Source organism: Streptomyces sp. NPDC050732 (assembly GCF_040654255.1).
Classification (GTDB): domain Bacteria; phylum Actinomycetota; class Actinomycetes; order Streptomycetales; family Streptomycetaceae; genus Streptomyces.
Window position 1 is genome coordinate 130360 of record NZ_JBFAHP010000010.1, and the last position, 16368, is coordinate 146727.

At 71.7% G+C, this 16368-nt stretch carries 13 protein-coding genes; 8 read left to right on the forward strand and 5 right to left on the reverse strand.

Annotation, left to right across the window (positions count from 1 at the left end; translation table 11 throughout):
• Positions 1-78 precede the first annotated feature (78 nt).
• Positions 79-717 (forward strand): TetR/AcrR family transcriptional regulator, encoded by a 639-nt coding sequence (locus tag AB0H82_RS11710; protein WP_362991369.1) that lies wholly within the window; start codon positions 79-81, stop codon positions 715-717.
• A gap of 10 nt (positions 718-727) precedes the next feature.
• Here the strand turns inward: AB0H82_RS11710 and AB0H82_RS11715 are convergent, their stop codons facing one another.
• Entirely contained in the window at positions 728-1192 is a 465-nt protein-coding gene (locus AB0H82_RS11715; protein WP_362991371.1) for a MaoC family dehydratase, read from the reverse strand.
• A gap of 123 nt (positions 1193-1315) precedes the next feature.
• On the opposite strand from AB0H82_RS11715, the gene soxR reads away from it, so the two are divergent.
• The 5 genes from soxR (at position 1316) to AB0H82_RS11740 (ending at position 7625) form a co-directional block, all read left to right on the forward strand.
• Positions 1316-1786: a redox-sensitive transcriptional activator SoxR gene (gene soxR / locus AB0H82_RS11720; protein ID WP_362991373.1), complete on the forward strand. Its 471-nt coding sequence runs from the start codon at positions 1316-1318 to the stop codon at positions 1784-1786.
• 126 nt (positions 1787-1912) lie between these two features.
• Positions 1913-2431: a hypothetical protein gene (locus AB0H82_RS11725; RefSeq protein ID WP_362991375.1), complete on the forward strand. Its 519-nt coding sequence runs from the start codon at positions 1913-1915 to the stop codon at positions 2429-2431.
• 85 nt (positions 2432-2516) lie between these two features.
• A complete protein-coding gene (locus AB0H82_RS11730; RefSeq protein ID WP_362991377.1) occupies positions 2517-2828 on the forward strand; it encodes a CU044_2847 family protein in 312 nt (103 codons plus the stop codon).
• Entirely contained in the window at positions 2825-3649 is an 825-nt protein-coding gene (locus AB0H82_RS11735; protein ID WP_362991379.1) for a serine protease, read from the forward strand. The genes AB0H82_RS11730 and AB0H82_RS11735 overlap by 4 nt, the downstream gene beginning before the upstream one ends.
• Positions 3650-4661: 1012 nt before the next feature.
• A complete protein-coding gene (locus AB0H82_RS11740) occupies positions 4662-7625 on the forward strand; it encodes a BTAD domain-containing putative transcriptional regulator (protein ID WP_362991546.1) in 2964 nt (987 codons plus the stop codon).
• An 89-nt stretch (positions 7626-7714) separates the two neighbouring features.
• Here AB0H82_RS11740 and AB0H82_RS11745 read toward each other — a convergent pair whose 3' ends face one another.
• Positions 7715-8323 carry a hypothetical protein gene (locus AB0H82_RS11745; protein WP_362991381.1) on the reverse strand — a complete coding sequence of 203 codons (609 nt, stop codon included), beginning with the start codon at positions 8321-8323 and terminating at the stop codon, positions 7715-7717.
• Between the two features lie 305 nt (positions 8324-8628).
• Here AB0H82_RS11745 and AB0H82_RS11750 point away from each other — a divergent pair, with 305 nt between their 5' ends.
• Positions 8629-11457 (forward strand): penicillin acylase family protein, encoded by a 2829-nt coding sequence (locus AB0H82_RS11750; RefSeq protein ID WP_362991383.1) that lies wholly within the window; start codon positions 8629-8631, stop codon positions 11455-11457.
• Between the two features lie 10 nt (positions 11458-11467).
• Here AB0H82_RS11750 and AB0H82_RS11755 read toward each other — a convergent pair whose 3' ends face one another.
• From AB0H82_RS11755 to AB0H82_RS11765, 3 genes are all read right to left on the reverse strand, one after another.
• Complete coding sequence (locus AB0H82_RS11755; protein WP_362991385.1) at positions 11468-12733, reverse strand: serine-threonine protein kinase; 1266 nt, start codon at positions 12731-12733, stop codon at positions 11468-11470.
• A 76-nt stretch (positions 12734-12809) separates the two neighbouring features.
• A complete protein-coding gene (locus AB0H82_RS11760) occupies positions 12810-14129 on the reverse strand; it encodes an MFS transporter (protein ID WP_362991387.1) in 1320 nt (439 codons plus the stop codon).
• Positions 14130-14188: 59 nt separating this feature from the next.
• Positions 14189-15517: an erythromycin esterase family protein gene (locus AB0H82_RS11765; protein ID WP_362991389.1), complete on the reverse strand. Its 1329-nt coding sequence runs from the start codon at positions 15515-15517 to the stop codon at positions 14189-14191.
• 136 nt (positions 15518-15653) lie between these two features.
• Between AB0H82_RS11765 and AB0H82_RS11770 the strand changes: the two genes are divergently transcribed.
• Entirely contained in the window at positions 15654-16349 is a 696-nt protein-coding gene (locus tag AB0H82_RS11770; protein ID WP_362991391.1) for an alpha/beta hydrolase, read from the forward strand.
• The last annotated feature ends 19 nt before the right edge of the window (positions 16350-16368 follow it).

Below are 16368 nucleotides of genomic sequence, written 5' to 3' on the forward strand. Positions count from 1 at the left end.
TCGCTCTAAGCGCTTGCTCACCGTCGGGGGTATGGTGTCCCTCCCGGCAGACGGGCCAGGCAAGAGGGAGTGGACAGCATGGGTGCGGCGGAGGAGACCGGCGGCGAGGAGCAGCCGTGGGGCGAGGTCAGCCCCGACGCGGCCAGGCGACTGCTGGTCGCCGCCGTCGAGGCCTTCGCCGAGCGCGGCTATCACGCGACGACGACCCGGGACATCGCGGGCCGCGCCGGCATGAGCCCCGCCGCGCTCTACATCCACTACAAGACGAAGGAAGAGCTGCTCCACCGCATCAGCCGGATCGGCCACGTCAAGGCCCTGGCCATCCTGCGGACCGCAGCGGACGGCGAGGGCGGGCCCGCCGAGCGGCTTGCGGCGGCCGTGCGTTCCTTCGTCGGCTGGCACGCCGCCCACCACACGACCGCGCGCGTCGTGCAGTACGAGCTGGACGCGCTCGGCGAGGAGCACCGGACGGAGATCGTCGCGCTGCGCCGCAAGTCGGACGCGGCCGTGCGGGACATCATCAACGACGGGGTCCGGGCGGGGGAGTTCGACGTCCCCGACGTGCCGGGCACCACGCTCGCCGTGCTCTCGCTCTGCATCGACGTCGCCCGCTGGTTCAACGTGGCGGGACACCGGACGCCCGACGAGGTCGGCGCGCTCTACGCCGACCTCGTGCTGCGAATGGTGGGCGCCCGTCCCCAGGAGCCGCGGAAGTGACGCGCGCCCCTCAGAAGTAGTAGCGCGACACCGACTCCGCCACGCAGGCGGGCTTGTCGCCGCCCTCGCGCTCCACGGTGACCTTGGCCGTCACCTGCACGCCGCCGTCCTTCGTCGGCGTGACGTCGGTGAGCACGGCGGTCGCGCGCAGCCGCGAGCCGACCGGTACGGGGGAGGGGAAGCGGACCTTCTCGGTGCCGTAGTTGATGCCCATCTTCATGCCCTCGACCCGCATGGTCTGCGGCACCAGGCTCGGCAGCAGCGACAGCGTCAGATAGCCGTGCGCGATCGTCGTGCCGAAGGGGCCCTGCGCCGCCTTCTCCGCGTCCACGTGGATCCACTGGTGATCGCCGGTCGCCTCCGCGAAGAGATCGATCCGCTTCTGGTCGATCTCCAGCCAGTCGCTGTGTCCGAGCTGCTCGCCGACCGCGGCGCGCAGCTCGTCGGGCGACGTGAAGATCCTCGGCTCCGCCATGTCCCTGGCCTCCTAAGACGTGTGCAAGCTGGGCGTACGCGAGAAACGTACGCAGACTAAGCGCTTGCTCAGCATGGGGTGTGGGCCGACGCGTGTCAACGGACCAGCCAGTAGGTTTGAGGAGTGCCCCAGATACCGGAGAAGGTCCACGAACTCACCGTCGGCCAGCTGGCCGACCGCAGCGGCGTCGCCGTGTCCGCCCTGCACTTCTACGAGTCCAAGGGCCTCATCGCCAGCCGCCGCACCTCCGGCAACCAGCGCCGCTACCACCGTGACACGCTGCGCCGCGTCGCCTTCATCCGCGCCTCCCAGCGCGTCGGCATCCCGCTCTCCACGATCCGCGAGGCCCTCGACTCGCTCCCCGAGGAGCGCACCCCCAACCGCGAGGACTGGGCGCGCCTCTCGGAGGGGTGGCGCTCGGAGCTGGACAAGCGCATCAAGCAGCTGGGCCGGCTGCGCGACCACCTCACGGACTGCATCGGCTGCGGCTGCCTCTCCCTGGACACCTGCGTCCTCTCCAACCCCGACGACGTCTTCGGCGAGCGGCACAGCGGCTCCAGGCTGCTGGTGGACCGCAAACCCCGCGGGGCGTGAGGCGCGGCGGCCGGACGCCGACCCGAAAATTCCTGTGCCAGACCTCCCGCAACCGCCCGCGAGGCATCAACGTGTTTCCTGCACAGGGAAGTACGCAGAGCACGTCGACGCGGATCGGGGGATCACATGTCTGTCGCCATCTGCTCCTTGCTGTGGGACGCCGCACGGCACGGGCCGCAATCCGTCAAGTACGACAGTGACGGCTACTACTTGGTGCGCTTTCCGTACGGCACGGGTGACGAGTCCTACGACCCGTGGCGCATGCACGACCCCTCGAAGGGCGGCACCGGTCCTTCGAAGTTCCCGGACGCCCGCTCGGGGCTGATCTGGCCGAGCCACGACGGCTGGGGCATGCTCTCCGCGATGGTCTTCTGGGAGGCCGACGCGAAGGCCACCGAACACCGCTCGCGCTACGTCCGCGACCCGCTGAACATGACCACCGGCTACGACTCGACCGCGACCACCGACGCGGCGCCGACCAGGGGAGGGCAGTACCGGACCTACCTCTGGCAGATGTTCGTGCACCCGGACACGCCCGTGGCCCTGAAGGTCTCGACCCGCGGCGCGGGCGACGTGAGGCTCCGCACGCCGCTGATCCACGCCCAGTTCAAGCTGGCCATCCACACGGATGTGAAGACGCCCTAGCCTTCCGACCCGGTGGCCACGCTGGTTAGGCTGCGGTCGGCGACGGAGATCCGGTGCGACGAGCACCGCACCGACAGGGGGACGTATGGCGGACGTCAGGGTCGAGACAGTGGCTCTGGATGCCACCGGCAGCCGTCAGATCGCCAGCCGCACGCGGACCAGCTCTTCACTGGGAGAGCGGGCACCTGAGCTGGAGGAGGCCATCGTCCAGGCCTCGGACATCGCTCAGCGGTCCCTCTCCCAGGTGGGACAGCGTGACGGCTGGCAGGTGTCCGGCATGAGCGTCACCTTCGGCCTGACCCTGGCCGCCGAGGCCGGGGTCATCCTCTCCAAGGCCTCGGCGGAGGCCTCGTTCGAGGTCACCCTCACCGTGGAGCGAGCGCCGGAGCAGCGGTGACCACCGCGAGCTACTGGGTCGAACTCTTCGAGTCCGAGCAGCGCCTCGGCGGCGGATTCCTGCTGACCCGCCGGTACGTGCTCACGGCGCTGCACTGTCTGAGGAGCCTCACCGCGCCGGACGACCGGGTGGACATCGTCCTCGCGGACGGCAGCCGGATAGTCGGCCAGGTCTGCCGGCGTGATGAGGCCGCCGACCTCGCGCTGATCACCATCTCCGCCGCCCACGACGTGCGGCTGCCGATTCCCAGGGCGGGCGTCGCCCACGGCGGGGACCACTGGCACGGGCCCTACCGCCCCGCGTCCGCCGAGGTGTACCTCAGAGGGCAGGTGGACAGCGGCTCCGCCGAATATCTCTGCGAAGGGGGCGCGGTCATCCAGGCGCTCCAGCTGACGGCGCACCAGTACCTCGGCGACTACTCGGGATACTCCGGGGGCCCGGTGGTCAAAGGCGTCCCGGAGTCCGGTGACCCCGTGGTGGTCGGCATCCTCCTGGAGCAGGCACCCGACCGCGCCGACGTGCGGCGCTCCGCCAACGTGCTGTTCGCCGCGACGGTCGCCGAAGCCATGCGCCGCTTCGACCAGTTCGACGTGGAGCACCTGATGGACGTGGTCCACCCGGTGAGCGCCGGGGCCGGGCGCGACCGGCAGGACGAGGCGTTGACCGTCGACGAGGCCGCGGGCGCCGCGGAGTCCTGGTTCCGGCGCATCGACGAGTGGTCCCAGCGCCACGTCCTGGACGCCTCGCAGATCGCCGAGCTCAAGTTCATGGCCGCCAAAGCGGCCATCGAACGCCAATTACGCGGAGACGACCATGAGTGACCCGTGGCAGCAGGCCATCACCGACGCCGAGCGGGCACTGAGCGGCGACACCGATGCCCGCCGCCGCGCCTGGGCCGCCGCGCTGGCCCTGTGCGGCTCACCCGTCGCACTCGGGCGTCCGGGGCTGGGGAGGGACCTCACCTATCTGGTGACGCTGCTCGAAACGCTCGGCCACACCGAAGCGTCCCACGCCCTCCTGCAGCATGTGGTCTCCGGACTCCTGTGGGACCCGGAGTCCCTCCCGGCCACAGGAGACCTCCGCGATCAGCTGGCCGTCGCCCTGGCGGACCGCGGCCACCTGTCGGCCGCGGCCACGCTGCTGTCCACGGCCGTCTCCATGGGCCCGCACGACAACGGTGAGCCGGCCGGCTCCCGCTCCCTGGCCAATCTCGCGGCGGTCAAGCTCCGGCTCGGCGATCTCACCGGCGCGCGGAACGCGGCCGAGCGGGCGCGATGTCTCGGCGCCGCCGACGAGCCCGCCCAGACCCGCCTGGAAACCGAGCTGCTGACGGCGTCCGTCCTCGCGGAGACCGCCCGCAGGCAGGGCCGCGACGCCGACGCCGACCGCCTCGTGCACGCCATCGCCGACACCGCGCGACAGCTGGCGCGGCGCCTCGGGGACGGCCATCCCACCTCGCTCTCCGCGCTCGTCACGCTCGCCAGGGCCGAGTTCGGCTCGGCGCTCGCGGCGGGCGACCGCGCGAGGATGGAGCGGGCGGTCGACGTCATCGCGGTCGCCGCGCAAAAGGCCTCCGCCATGCTCGGACCGCGCCACCCACTGTGCCGCTCGGTCCTTGCGAACCTGGCGGCCACGGAGTTCGAGGCGGCCCGGGCATCGGGCGACGCGCGGCGCATCGACGAGGCCGAGGCTCTGGTCCGGGCCACCGCGGAGCAAGCGGATGGGGAGCGTCGGCCCGCGGCGCGGCTGCCCACGCCGCCGCCGACGGCATCGCCCGCCGCGCCTTCCGCGACGGCGTCCGCCGCCACGCAGCGGGCCGCGGCCACCGAATCGGTGGGTCCGCCGAAGTGGGCGGCGGAGGGCGCGGAGTCCCTGCGCTTCGGCGTCCTCGGGCCCGTCAGGATCTGGCGTGAAGGCGAAGCGGTCTCCACCGGCTCACCGCAGCAGCGCGCTCTCCTCGCCGCCCTGCTGCTGCGCGACGGCCGTACGGCCACGGCCTCGGAGCTCATCGACGCCCTCTGGGGTGAGGACCCGCCCTCGCAGGCGCTCGCCGCGATCCGGACCTACGCGTCACGGCTGCGCAAAACGCTGGGCCCCGGCCCCCTCGTCAGTGAGTCCGGTGGCTACGCGGTGCGCGTCCCGGCGGGTTCGCTCGATCTCCACGTGGCCCAGGACCTCGCCGCGGAGGCGGAACGTGCCAGGGCCGCAGGCGACCGGAGCAGAGCGCGCACGCTCATCGGCAATGCGCTCGCGCTGTGGGACGGCGAACCACTCGCGAGCCTCCCGGGACCGTACGCGGAGACGCAGCGCCTGCGCCTTGAGGAGTGGCGCCTCCAGCTCCTGGAGACGCGGATCGGCGTGGACCTGGAGATGGGCATGCACGCCGAGGTCGTCTCCGAACTGACCGCCCTCACCGCCGAGCATCCGTTGCGTGAGCGCCTGCGCGAACTGCTCATGCTCGCGCTCTACCGGTGCGGGCGCCAGGCCGAGGCCCTCGCCGTGTACGCCGACACGCGCCGACTCCTCGCCGACGCGCTCGGCGTCTACCCGCGTCCCGCTCTGAACGAGCTGCAGGCCCGTATCCTCCAGGCCGACCCGGAGCTCGGCCGGCCCGCGGAATCACCGGAAGCGGCCCCGTCCACCGCACTGGCACGCCCCGCCCAACTGCCCGCGAGTGTCCCGGACTTCACCGGCCGTACCTCTCTTGTCCGAGATCTGATCGAGGCGCTGTACACCGCCGACGCCTCCGTCATGGCCGTGGCCGCGATCGCCGGAATCGGCGGTGTCGGCAAGACGACTCTCGCGGTGCACGTCGGCCACGAGGCCCGCCAGCACTTCCCCGACGGCCAGTTGTACGTCGACCTCCAGGGCGCGTACGCGCAGGCGGACTCACCCGAAGCCGTCCTCGGCTCCTTCCTGCGGGCGTTGGGCACCCCGGACGCCCACATCCCGGACGGGCTCGGTGACCGGGCGGCGCTCTACCGTTCCGTCCTGGACGGGCGCCGCGTCCTCGTGGTGCTCGACAATGCTCGCGACGCGAGCCAGATCCGCCACCTCCTGCCGGGCACGGCCGGTTGCGCGGCACTGGTCACCAGCCGGGTCCGGATGGTCGACCTGGCGGGCGCGCACCTCGTCGACCTGGGTGCGATGTCCCCCGAGGAGGCGCTCCAGCTGTTCACCAGGATCGTGGGGGAGGAGCGCGTCCAGGCGGAGCGCAAGGCCGCCCTCGACGTGGTCGCGGCCTGCGGCTTCCTGCCTCTCGCCATTCGCATCGCCGCCTCCCGGCTGGCCGCTCGCCGCACGTGGACGGTTTCGGTCCTGGCGGCGAAGCTCGCCGACGAACGGCGCCGCCTCGACGAACTCCAGGCCGGTGACCTGGCGGTGAAGGCGACCCTCGAACTCGGATACGGCCAGTTGCCACCCGCCCAGGCCCGCGCCTTCCGGCTGCTCGGCCTCGCCGAAGGCCCGGATGTCTCGCTGGCCGCGGCGGCAGCGGTACTCGATCTGCCCCTTGAGGAGACGGAAGGCCTTCTGGAGGCCCTCGTCGACACGTCGCTCCTCGAATCGGCGGGTCCGGGCCGCTATCGGTACGACGATCTCGTACGTCTCTACGCCCGCACCGTCGACGAGATGCACCGGGCGGGACCGGGCCAGGGGCGGCGCGGACAGTCTCCGTCCGAAGGCGAAGCGGCTCTTGCCAGGCTCCTCGACTTCTACCTCGCGACCACGGCGCACGCCTACGCGATCGAGCGGCCGGGGGACGCCTTGGTCGACCACTTGGAGCCGACATTCGTCCAGCGACTGGAGTTCACGGACCGGAACGAAGCCCGGGACTGGCTCTACACAGAGGCGAGCTGTCTGCTGGCGTGTGCCCGGCAGTCCACGTCGCCGCACACCCTGAGGCGGGCCGCCGACCTGCTGTGGACCGCCCTCGACCTGGCGGAGTCGGGGGCCAACTCCCGGGAGTACGAGGCGACGGCGACGGCATTGCGCGACGCGGCGCTGGAACAGGGCGACGTCCGGGCCGAGCGGCGCATCCTCGTCGCGCTGAGCAGTGCCCACGAGTTCGCCGGACACCTCGACGAGGCCGACAGCGAGGCGGAGCTCGTGCTCTCCCTGGGCGGCGCGGACCAGGACAGGCTGCCTGCCTGCTGGGCCACCCACATCCAGGGGCTGGTCGCCGTTCAGCGGCAGCGCCCCGACGCCGCGGAGCCCCACTTCCATCAGACCGTCGCAGGCTTCCGTGAGGTCGGGGACCGGGCGGGCGAGGCTCGCGCTCTGAGCGGTCAGGCACGGGTGCGGCTCCAGACCGGGAACACCATCCACGCCCTCGTGCTCGCCGAGCGGAGCACTGCCATGTTCGACGACATGGGCAACGTGGTGGGTGCTGCCGGCAGCCGGTACACGCTCGGTCTCGCCCTGGCGGCGGCCGACCGGCTCACCGAGGCCGTGCAGGAGCTCCTCCGCGCCCTCGCGGTGTTCAGGGAGAGCGGCCACCGGCTGTGGGAGGGCACGACGCATTACCGCCTGGCAGCGGTCCAGCTGGCCGCCGACCGCCCGACCGAGGCCGCGCTCCACGCCGAGCAGGCGCTGGCGAGGGGCTGCGTGGGAGGTATGTCCGTACGGGCCGGTGTGCTCACGGTGCTCGGCCGCTCGCTGGATGCCCTCGGCCAGTCGGACCGCGCCCGGGCCTGCTGGCGCGAGGCGTTGACGATCCACGAGCAGGCCGGAAATCGGCGGGGGGCGGAGATGGCGGGGCTTCACTCCCTCATCTCGCGAGGGCTCAGGAGCGCCTAGAGATGCGTCGTACGAGCCTGCGTCCCGCGTCGGCCGGTGCGGCCCGGAAGCTGCCGGGCCGCGCCGGTCGAGAGTTCACCGGGGGACGGTCAGACGGACACCAGAGGGCGCAGCGCCCTCGACCGTGCCTGGGTGACCGCCTCCGGGGTGAGGACGGGGGCGGGCACGACGATGCCGCAGCCCGTGCAGACCGCTCCCGCGGACGGCTCGTGCGCCAGGCCGTGCTTCCAGGCGAGGGCGGTGTCCGCGCAGACCGGGCAGGCCGTGCCCGGCTCCCTCTCCAGCGCCGCGATGAGCCGGCGCAGCACCTCGGCGAGGGGCTCGTGCGGGTGGACGTCGGGGTCGTCGCACCAGGCGACCCCGAACCCGCCCCAGGTGCAGCGGTGCCAGTCGTCGACGCTGCCCGGGCGCCTGAGTCCGTCGTGCTTCTCCTTGCGGCGGCGTTCCGCGAAGCCCGCCTCGTAGGCGAGCCAGACCGCGCGTGCCGCCTCCAGTTCGTTCAGCGCCGACACCAGCCGTGCCGGGTCGGGGGACCTGTCCTCGGGCCCGAACCCGGCCCTGGCGCACAGATGGTCCCAGGTCGCCCGGTGTCCGTAGGGGGCGAACCTCTCCAGGCACTTGCGCAGCGAGTAGCGTCGCAGCGCCAGATCGCTCTTCGGATCGCGCACCTGTCTCGCGAGACTCCGGAATCCGGCCATCGCCCTGCACCTCCGTCACACATGCTTCGCGTACTGGTACCCCGTGTTCCGCATTCGCCTGCGTCGATGTTGAGCCAAGTCGATCGAGTTGGAAACGACGTCGCCGAGTAGACGTATCGACACGCGATTCGGCTCCCTCTTCGCGCGACTGTTTTTCGCCTGCCCGCCTCATCTGGGGTGATGCCGGCACAAGGGGGGCGCGTTGTGGTGATTCGGCAAAGGCGACGCTTGTTCATCTTTCGGGTTCGGCGACCCGCCAGTAGCCTCCGCCGCATCGGCCTTCCGCAGGATCCGGAGGAGCACCCATGCGACGTCGCACCCTCAGGCTCAGAACTCTCACGTCGGGGGCGGTGCTCGCGCTCGGCGCCGCCCTGCTCGCGCCCCGGGCGGGCGCCGCGGCCGCCCCGCGGGACCCGGCGCCGAAGGAGGAGACCGTCGACCACTGCGGAAGCCAGTGCGCGGACATCCTGCCGCCCGGCGCGAACGGCGGCGCGACCCTCGCCGAGATCCTCGCCCACCGCGTCCTCGGTACCCGACCCGCGCACGCGGACGACCAGTTGGGCCCTTACGACGCGCTCTCCTCGGGTTACCCCTCGCTCACCGACGACCGGCTCACCGAGTTCTTCAACGACGCCTCCTTCGGCGTGCGGGAGGGCCAGGTCGCCTCCGTCACCAAGCCGCGCGACGACGTGACGATCACCCGGGACAAGAAGTACGGCATCCCGCACATCAAGGGCACCACGCGCTACGGCACCGAGTTCGGCGCGGGCTTCGCCGCCGGACAGGACCGGCTCTGGCTCATCGACCTCTTCCGGCACATCGGACGCGGACAGCTGACCTCGTTCGCGGGCGGCGCACTCGCCAACCAGGGCCTTGAGCAGCAGTTCTGGCCGCAGGCCCCGTACACCGAGAAGGACCTGGAGAAGCAGGTCGAGTACATCAAGTCGACGCAGGGGGAGCGCGGCAGGCAGGCGATGGAGGACGCGCAGGCCTACATCGACGGACTCAACGCCTACCGCGTGAAGTCCAAGAACGGCCGCTACTTCCCCGGCGAGTACGTCCTGACCGGCAAGATAGACGCGGTCACCAACGCCGGCGAGATCGAGCCCTTCAAGGTCACCGACATGATCGCGCTGGCCTCCGTGGTCGGCGGCCTCTTCGGCAACGGCGGCGGCGGAGAGGTCGAGTCGGCCCTCTCCCTCCTCAAGGCGCAGGAGAAGTACGGCGTCGAGAAGGGCACGGAGGTCTGGGAGTCCTTCCGCGCCCGCAACGACCCCGAGGCCGTGCAGACCATCCACGACGGCACGAGCTTCCCGTACGCGGGCAAGCCGGAGAAGGCGCGCGGCACCGCGCTGCCCGACCCGGGCTCCGTAGAGCGCGAACAGCTCGTGTACGACCGCGAGGGCGGTGCCGGTTCCGGCGCCAAGGACCCGGTGCGGGCGCCCAGGAAGCTGAAGCCGCTCCAGGGCATGTACGACAAGGGCGTCCTGCCCGCGGACCTGTTCGGCGAGGACGGCCACAAGAAGGGCATGTCGAACGCCCTGCTCGTCTCCGGCAAGCACACCGCGAGCGGCAACCCCGTCGCCGTCTTCGGCCCGCAGACCGGTTACTTCGCACCCCAGCTCCTCATGCAGCAGGAACTCCAGGGCCCCGGCATCAGCGCCCGCGGCGTCTCCTTCGCCGGTGTCGGCATGTACGTCCAGCTCGGGCGCGGCCAGGACTACGCGTGGTCCGCCACCTCCGCGGGACAGGACATCACCGACACGTACGCCGTCGAGCTCTGCGAACCGGGCGGCGGCACCCCCACCAAGCAGTCCACCGGCTACCTCCACCGGGGCACCTGCACCCCTATGGAGAAGCTGGAGCGCAGGAACGCCTGGAAGCCGACCCTCGCCGACTCCACGGCCGCCGGCTCCTACCGCATGCAGGTCTTCCGCACGAAGTACGGCATCGTGACGCACCGCGCGAGCGTCGAGGGCAAGCCCGTCGCGTACGTCTCGCTGCGCTCCACCTACCGCCACGAGGCCGACTCCATCATCGGCTTCCAGATGTTCAACGACCCGTCGTACGTCAAGGACGCCGCGAGCTTCAAGAAGGCGGCCCAGCACATCAGCTACGCCTTCAACTGGTTCTACGCCGACTCGCGCGACATCGCGTACTACAACAGCGGCGCCAACCCCGAGCGCGCCGACGGTGTCGACCCCGCCCTGCCCGTCAAGGCCCACCAGGCCTACGAGTGGCAGGACTTCGACCCCGAGGACAACACCTCCGCGCAGACCCCGCCCGCCGAGCACCCGCAGTCCGTCAACCAGGACTACTACATCTCCTGGAACAACAAGCAGGCGAAGGACTTCAGCACGGCGGGCTTCGGCGTGAGCGCCGTGCACCGCGGCGACCTGCTCGACGGGCGGGTCAGGAAGCTCACCGAGGAGGGCGGCGTCACCCGCGCCTCCCTCACCCGCGCCATGTCCGAGGCGGCCGTCACCGACCTGCGCGGCGAACAGGTGCTGCCCGAGCTGCTCAAGGTGGTCCGGAGCAAGCCGGTCACCGACCCGCAACAGGCCAAGGCGCTCCAGCAACTGGAGGCGTGGCGCAAGGCGGGCGCCCAGCGCAACCAGACGTCGGCCGGATCGAAGACGTACGCCCACCCCGACGCCGTGCGGATCATGGACGCCTGGTGGCCCCTGCTGATCGAGGCCGAGTTCGGGCCCGGTCTCGGCAAGGACCTCTACGCCGCCCTCACCTCACAGCTCGCCACCGACGAGGCGCCGTCCGCGGGCCACGGACCCACCGGGGCGCACGCCGGATCCGCCTTCCAGTACGGCTGGTGGGGCTACGCCGACAAGGACCTGCGCAAGGTCCTCGGCGAGCCGGTCAAGGGCGGGCTCGCCGACACCTACTGCGGCGACGGCGAGCTCGACGCCTGCCGCGACGCCCTGCTGACCACCCTCGCGCAGGCCGTCGCCAAGCCCGCCACCGAGGTCTACCCCGGCGACGACTCCTGCAAGGCGGGCGACCAGTGGTGCGCGGACTCGGTCATCCACCGGCCGCTCGGCGGCATCACGCACAAGCCGGTCCAGTGGCAGAACCGCCCGACGTACCAGCAGGTCGTCGAGTTCCCCCGGCACCGGTAGGAGCGGCCCGTCAGGCGAGCGCGATCCGCCCCGCGGCGAACACGAGGCGTGCCAGCTCCTCATGGCAGACGTCGCTGTGTGCGCCGGAGGGCGGACCGCCGCGCCGCACCACCGACGCCACGTCGACGCTCACACACCCCTTGACGGGCACCTTGTCACCGAGCTTGATGCGCTTGGTGCCGTCCACGGAACGGATGCCGTTGTAGCCGATGGCGCCCCACCGCTCCCACAGGCCCAGGAAGCCCGAGGAGTCACCGGCCAGCTTCGACGCCAGCGGGTACAGGCGGCCGAGCGCGGCGTCGTGGCGCGAGTAGCAGGAGACGAGCGGGCCGTCGACGCGGCGCTGCACGCCGTGCAGGGCGCCGCCGCGCGACTTGTCGTGCGGCAGGCGCTCGGCGAACGTGTAGTGCGAGAAGGCGCCTTGGAGGAGCGTCACCGACTTCACCGCGCGCACGTCCGCGGGCATCCCGCGCAGCGCGTACGAGACGAGCCGGCCGCCGAAGCTGTGCCCGATGAGGTGCACCCTGATCGTCGGCACATCGGCGGCGAGCAGCCCGATCGCGGGGCCGAGCCCCAGCTGGCCGACCGCGCCCGCCCGCCGCTTCATCGCGTAGTACGTGCCCTGCCGCAGCAGTTCGTGCGCGCCGTCCCACAGCCGCTCGCGCAGTTCGCCGAGGAGCAGCGGCTCTCCGGTGTCCGCGCGTGCGGCGGCGAAGATCTCGCAGACCTGGACCGCGTCGTCGGTGAGCATGGCCGGCTCGCCCGCGCCGGTGTCCTGGCCGAAGTGGCGCGCCGGGTGGGTCTCGCGCAGGGAGACCAGCTCCCGGACGTGCCGCCCGAACTCGTAGATGCGTGACGGCACTTCGGAGCGCTCCGCGAGGAGCTCGGCGATCCGGTCGAGGGTCTCGGTGTGGTCGGGGAAGGCCCGGTCGAGCGCCTGCCGGGTCGCCGCGTCGAGCACGGGCTCGCCGGGCGGTGCGGCGGGCACGGCGGCGGCCGAGGGGTCGAAGTCGGGGATGGTCTCGTCGGGGAAGCGGATGGCGGGCCAGAGCACCCCGACGTAGCCGAGGCGCACCCCTGGCCCGGCCAGGTCCTGACAGGGGCCGAAGAAGCGCCGGTACAGCTTCCTGGCGTCCCTCTGCTCGTTGTTCCAGCCGTGCGCGAAGACCAGCAGATCCGTGACGCGTTCGCGTTCCGCGCCGGACAGCAGCTGCGCACGCTGCGCGGTGTCGACGTCGCCGTCGGCGTCGAAGGTCAATTCCCAGTAGGGCTCCACGCGAAATATGATCCTGCCGCCCGGGCCACCTGGCCATACGCCGCGCAGCACCTGCCCCCGCGAACAAGTGGACGGCTCAGGCGAGTTCGCGCTCCCGCGTCTCCGGCAGCGCGAGCACGCACAGCAGCGACACGACCGCCATCGCGCTCACGTACCAGCCCACCGACGAGGAACCGAACGCCGACTGCAGCCGGGTCGCCACCAGCGGCGAGACCGCGCCGCCGAGCACGCCGCCCAGGTTGTACGCGAGCGAGGCGCCCGAGTAGCGCACGCCCGTGGAGAACAGCTCGGGCAGATAGGCGCCCATCGGGCCGTAGACGACCCCCATGCAGAACAGCGCGCCGCCGATCGCGAGGGCGACGAGCACCGGCTGCTCGGTGTCGAGGAGCGGGAAGAGCACGAGCCCCCACACCACCGCGAGCCCCGTGCCCGCGAGCACCAGTTTGCGGCGCCCCGCCCCGTCGGAGCGCGTCGCGGCGAGCCAGGTGCCGGCCGCGAGGAAGAGGCAGGCCACCAGGGAGAGGCCGAGCATGGTGTCGCGCGGGATGTGCAGGGTGCCGGTGGCGTAGGAGAGGCAGTAGGTCGTGGCGGTGTAGAAGAGGCCGTACGCGACGACCATGCCGCCCGCGCCGAGCAGCAGTTCGCGCGGATGGCGGCGCAGCACGTCGAGCGCGGGCACCTTGCTCGCCTGCTGTGCCTCCATGACCTTCGCGAAGACCGGCGTCTCGCTGATCCTGAGGCGCACGAACAGGCCGACGGCGACCAGCAGGAACGAGAGCAGGAACGGCACCCGCCAGCCCCACGACCTGAACGCGTCGTCGGAGAGCGCGGCCGAGAGCAGCCAGAAGACGCCGGTCGCGGCGAAGAACCCCACGGACGGGCCGAGTTGCGGGAAGGCCGCGTACATCCCGCGCTTCTTCTTCGGCGCGTGCTCCACCGCGAGCAGCGCCGCGCCGCCCCACTCGCCGCCGAGCCCGATGCCTTGGAGGAAGCGGAGCAGGATCAGCAGCAGCGGCGCCCAGACGCCCCAGGTCCCGTAGCCGGGCAGGAGGCCGACGAGGGCGGTCGAGAGCCCCATCAGGAGGAGCGAGGCCACCAGGACGGACTTGCGGCCCACCCGGTCGCCGAAGTGCCCGAAGATCACCGAGCCGATGGGCCGGGCCGCGAACGCCACCGCGTAGGTGGAGAACGACGCGAGGGTGGCGTTGACCGGGTCGAGGGTCGGGAAGAACGCCTCGTTCAGGACGAGGGCGGCCGCCGTGCCGTAGATGTAGAAGTCGTAGAACTCGATGGCCGTCCCGATGAAGGAGGCCACGGCCACCCGGCGCAGACTCTCGGTGCTGCCCTCTCCGCCCTGGACCTGCTGCTTCTCTGTCGCTGTCGCTTCGCTGTGCACGAGCGGCACTCTCGTGGTCGGTGTAGGGGCCAGTCAATAGGTGATACGGCTGGTCTCGGTCACTGAGACTGCCGGTGGGCCGGCGTGATGGCGTGCAGGTGGATGAGGATGTCGTGCGAGGCCCCGAGGCGGATCTTGTACGGGCCGTCCGGGTACGCGTTGCCGATGCTCCGGGTGGCCCGGGGCTCGTCCAGCCACGTGCGGGCGGCCGGGGGAGCGGTCCGCATGTCGACGAAGTAGTCGTCGAAGCGCACCTTGTCGAGCGTGTGCTCGTTCGTGCCGCGCGCCGCCGGGGCGAGCCAACGGGGCTTCCAGACCTGGGAGGCCGCGCTCTGCGCCATCAGCCCGCCCTCGTTGAAGGTGAAGCCGATGCTCGCGTACCGCTTGCCGAGCCGGTCGCGCAGGAAGGCGCCCTGCATCTTCGGATAGCGCGGGTCGAAGGACTCGTAGCCGACATGGGCATTGTGGGCCGAGAGGAACACCTTGCCGCCCGTGTGCCGCTGCCACCACGCCGTGTTCTCCGCCATGAGCCGGTCGCGGTGCAGCATCGCGTCCCGCCGGCCGTCCGGCGTGTCGAGCGGGAGGGCGTACGTGTCCCCGGTCTGCGCAATGGACCGGGCGTGGTGCAGGGCGAGTTCGTACGGCTTGCTCCGCGTGTCCGGCCGGCGCTCCTTCAACAGGTCGTAGGCCTCGCCGGCCTTCTTCGCCAGCGCCTCGCGCTCGGCGAGCGGCCGCCCCATGTACGTGTCGCCGTCCGTCAGGCGCCGCAGCGGCGCGTACAGCTCGGTGATCCGGGGCAGCAGATCCGGCTCGTGGGCGCGCACATAGGCGCTCACCCCGTCGAACAACTCGGCGCCCTGCTCGGGGTAGTTGAGGTCGTTTCCCATGAAGTGCAGCTCGCGCTCCGGGTGTCCGTCGTTGTACGCGCGCATCCAGCGCAGCAGATGGACGTACTCCTCCGTGTCCCACGGGGTCTTCGCCAGCTCACGGTGGACGAGCTCGCGCGCGTCGCCCGCGCCGCCCCGCACGTAGGCGTCGAAGCGCACCCCGGTCGTCCAGCTCACCTCCTGCGCGAAGGTGGTGAAGCCCTTCTCCTCGACGAGCTGGCGGAACACCCGCTCCTTCATCGTGAAGAACTCGTGCGAGCCGTGCGTCGCCTCGCCGAGACCCACCACCGACGCGTCGCCGACCATCCGGCCGAGCGGCCGCAGGTCCTTCGTGCCGCCGCCCGGACCGGTCGACCGCAGCGGGTGGGCGGCGCGTTCGAGCGCCGCGACCGGATCCGCGGGCCGTGGCGCGGCCTGTGCCGCGTGGGGAGCGAGCAGCACACCCGCCCCGGCCGCCGTGACCAGCAGAAGTGGAACCCGGCGGCGTGCCGTCCGTGCCATGTCGTGCCTCCTGAACTCGACCGCCTCACCAGGAAGATCACGATCCCGCGCGGGCCGGGCACCGCACCATCCGGCTGACACCCCCATGACCGGTGGGGTCTGCCCCACCGCCACTCCGGCGTGTACGTTCGGCGCCATGGCGGAATTCATACTGGTGGCAGGGGCGTGGCTCGGCTCGTGGGCGTGGGACGACGTGGCGCGTGAGCTGCGTGCCGCCGGGCACGGCGCTCATCCGCTGACGCTCTCGGGCCTCGCCGACAAGCAGGGCGTGCCTGCCGGACAGCAGACCCACGTGCGGGACGTCGTCGACGAGGTCGAACGGCTCGGCCTGCGTGACGTCGTCCTCGTCGGGCACAGCTACGCGGGCATCCCCGTCGGCCAGGCCGCCGAGCGGATCGGCGACCGGCTCAGGCGCGTCGTGTTCGTCGACGCCGTCGTGCCCGTCGCCGACGAGTCGTTCGCCTCGATGTGGTGGCAGGGCCAGACGGCATTCGAGGCCCGGCTCGCCGAGGACGACGGCTTCTGGGTGCCGGACGCCGCGGACTTCGACGGCCAGGGCCTCGACAGCGAGCAGCTCGCCCGGATCGCCGGCGGCACGACCCCGCACCCGGGCGCCACCCTGACCGAGCCCGCCGTCCTTGAGGGGTCGCTCGGCGAACTCCCGGCGACGTACGTCAAGTGCCTGCTCGACGGCGCCGAGCCGATGGACGACGTGGCCGAACTGCTCAAGAGCGAGCACTGGCGCCTCGTCGAGATGGACACGGGCCACTGGCCGATGTTCTCCCAGCCCCGCGAGCTGGCCAGGGTCCTCCACGCGAGCGCGCGGGCCTGAGCCGTCCCGCCGCCCATGA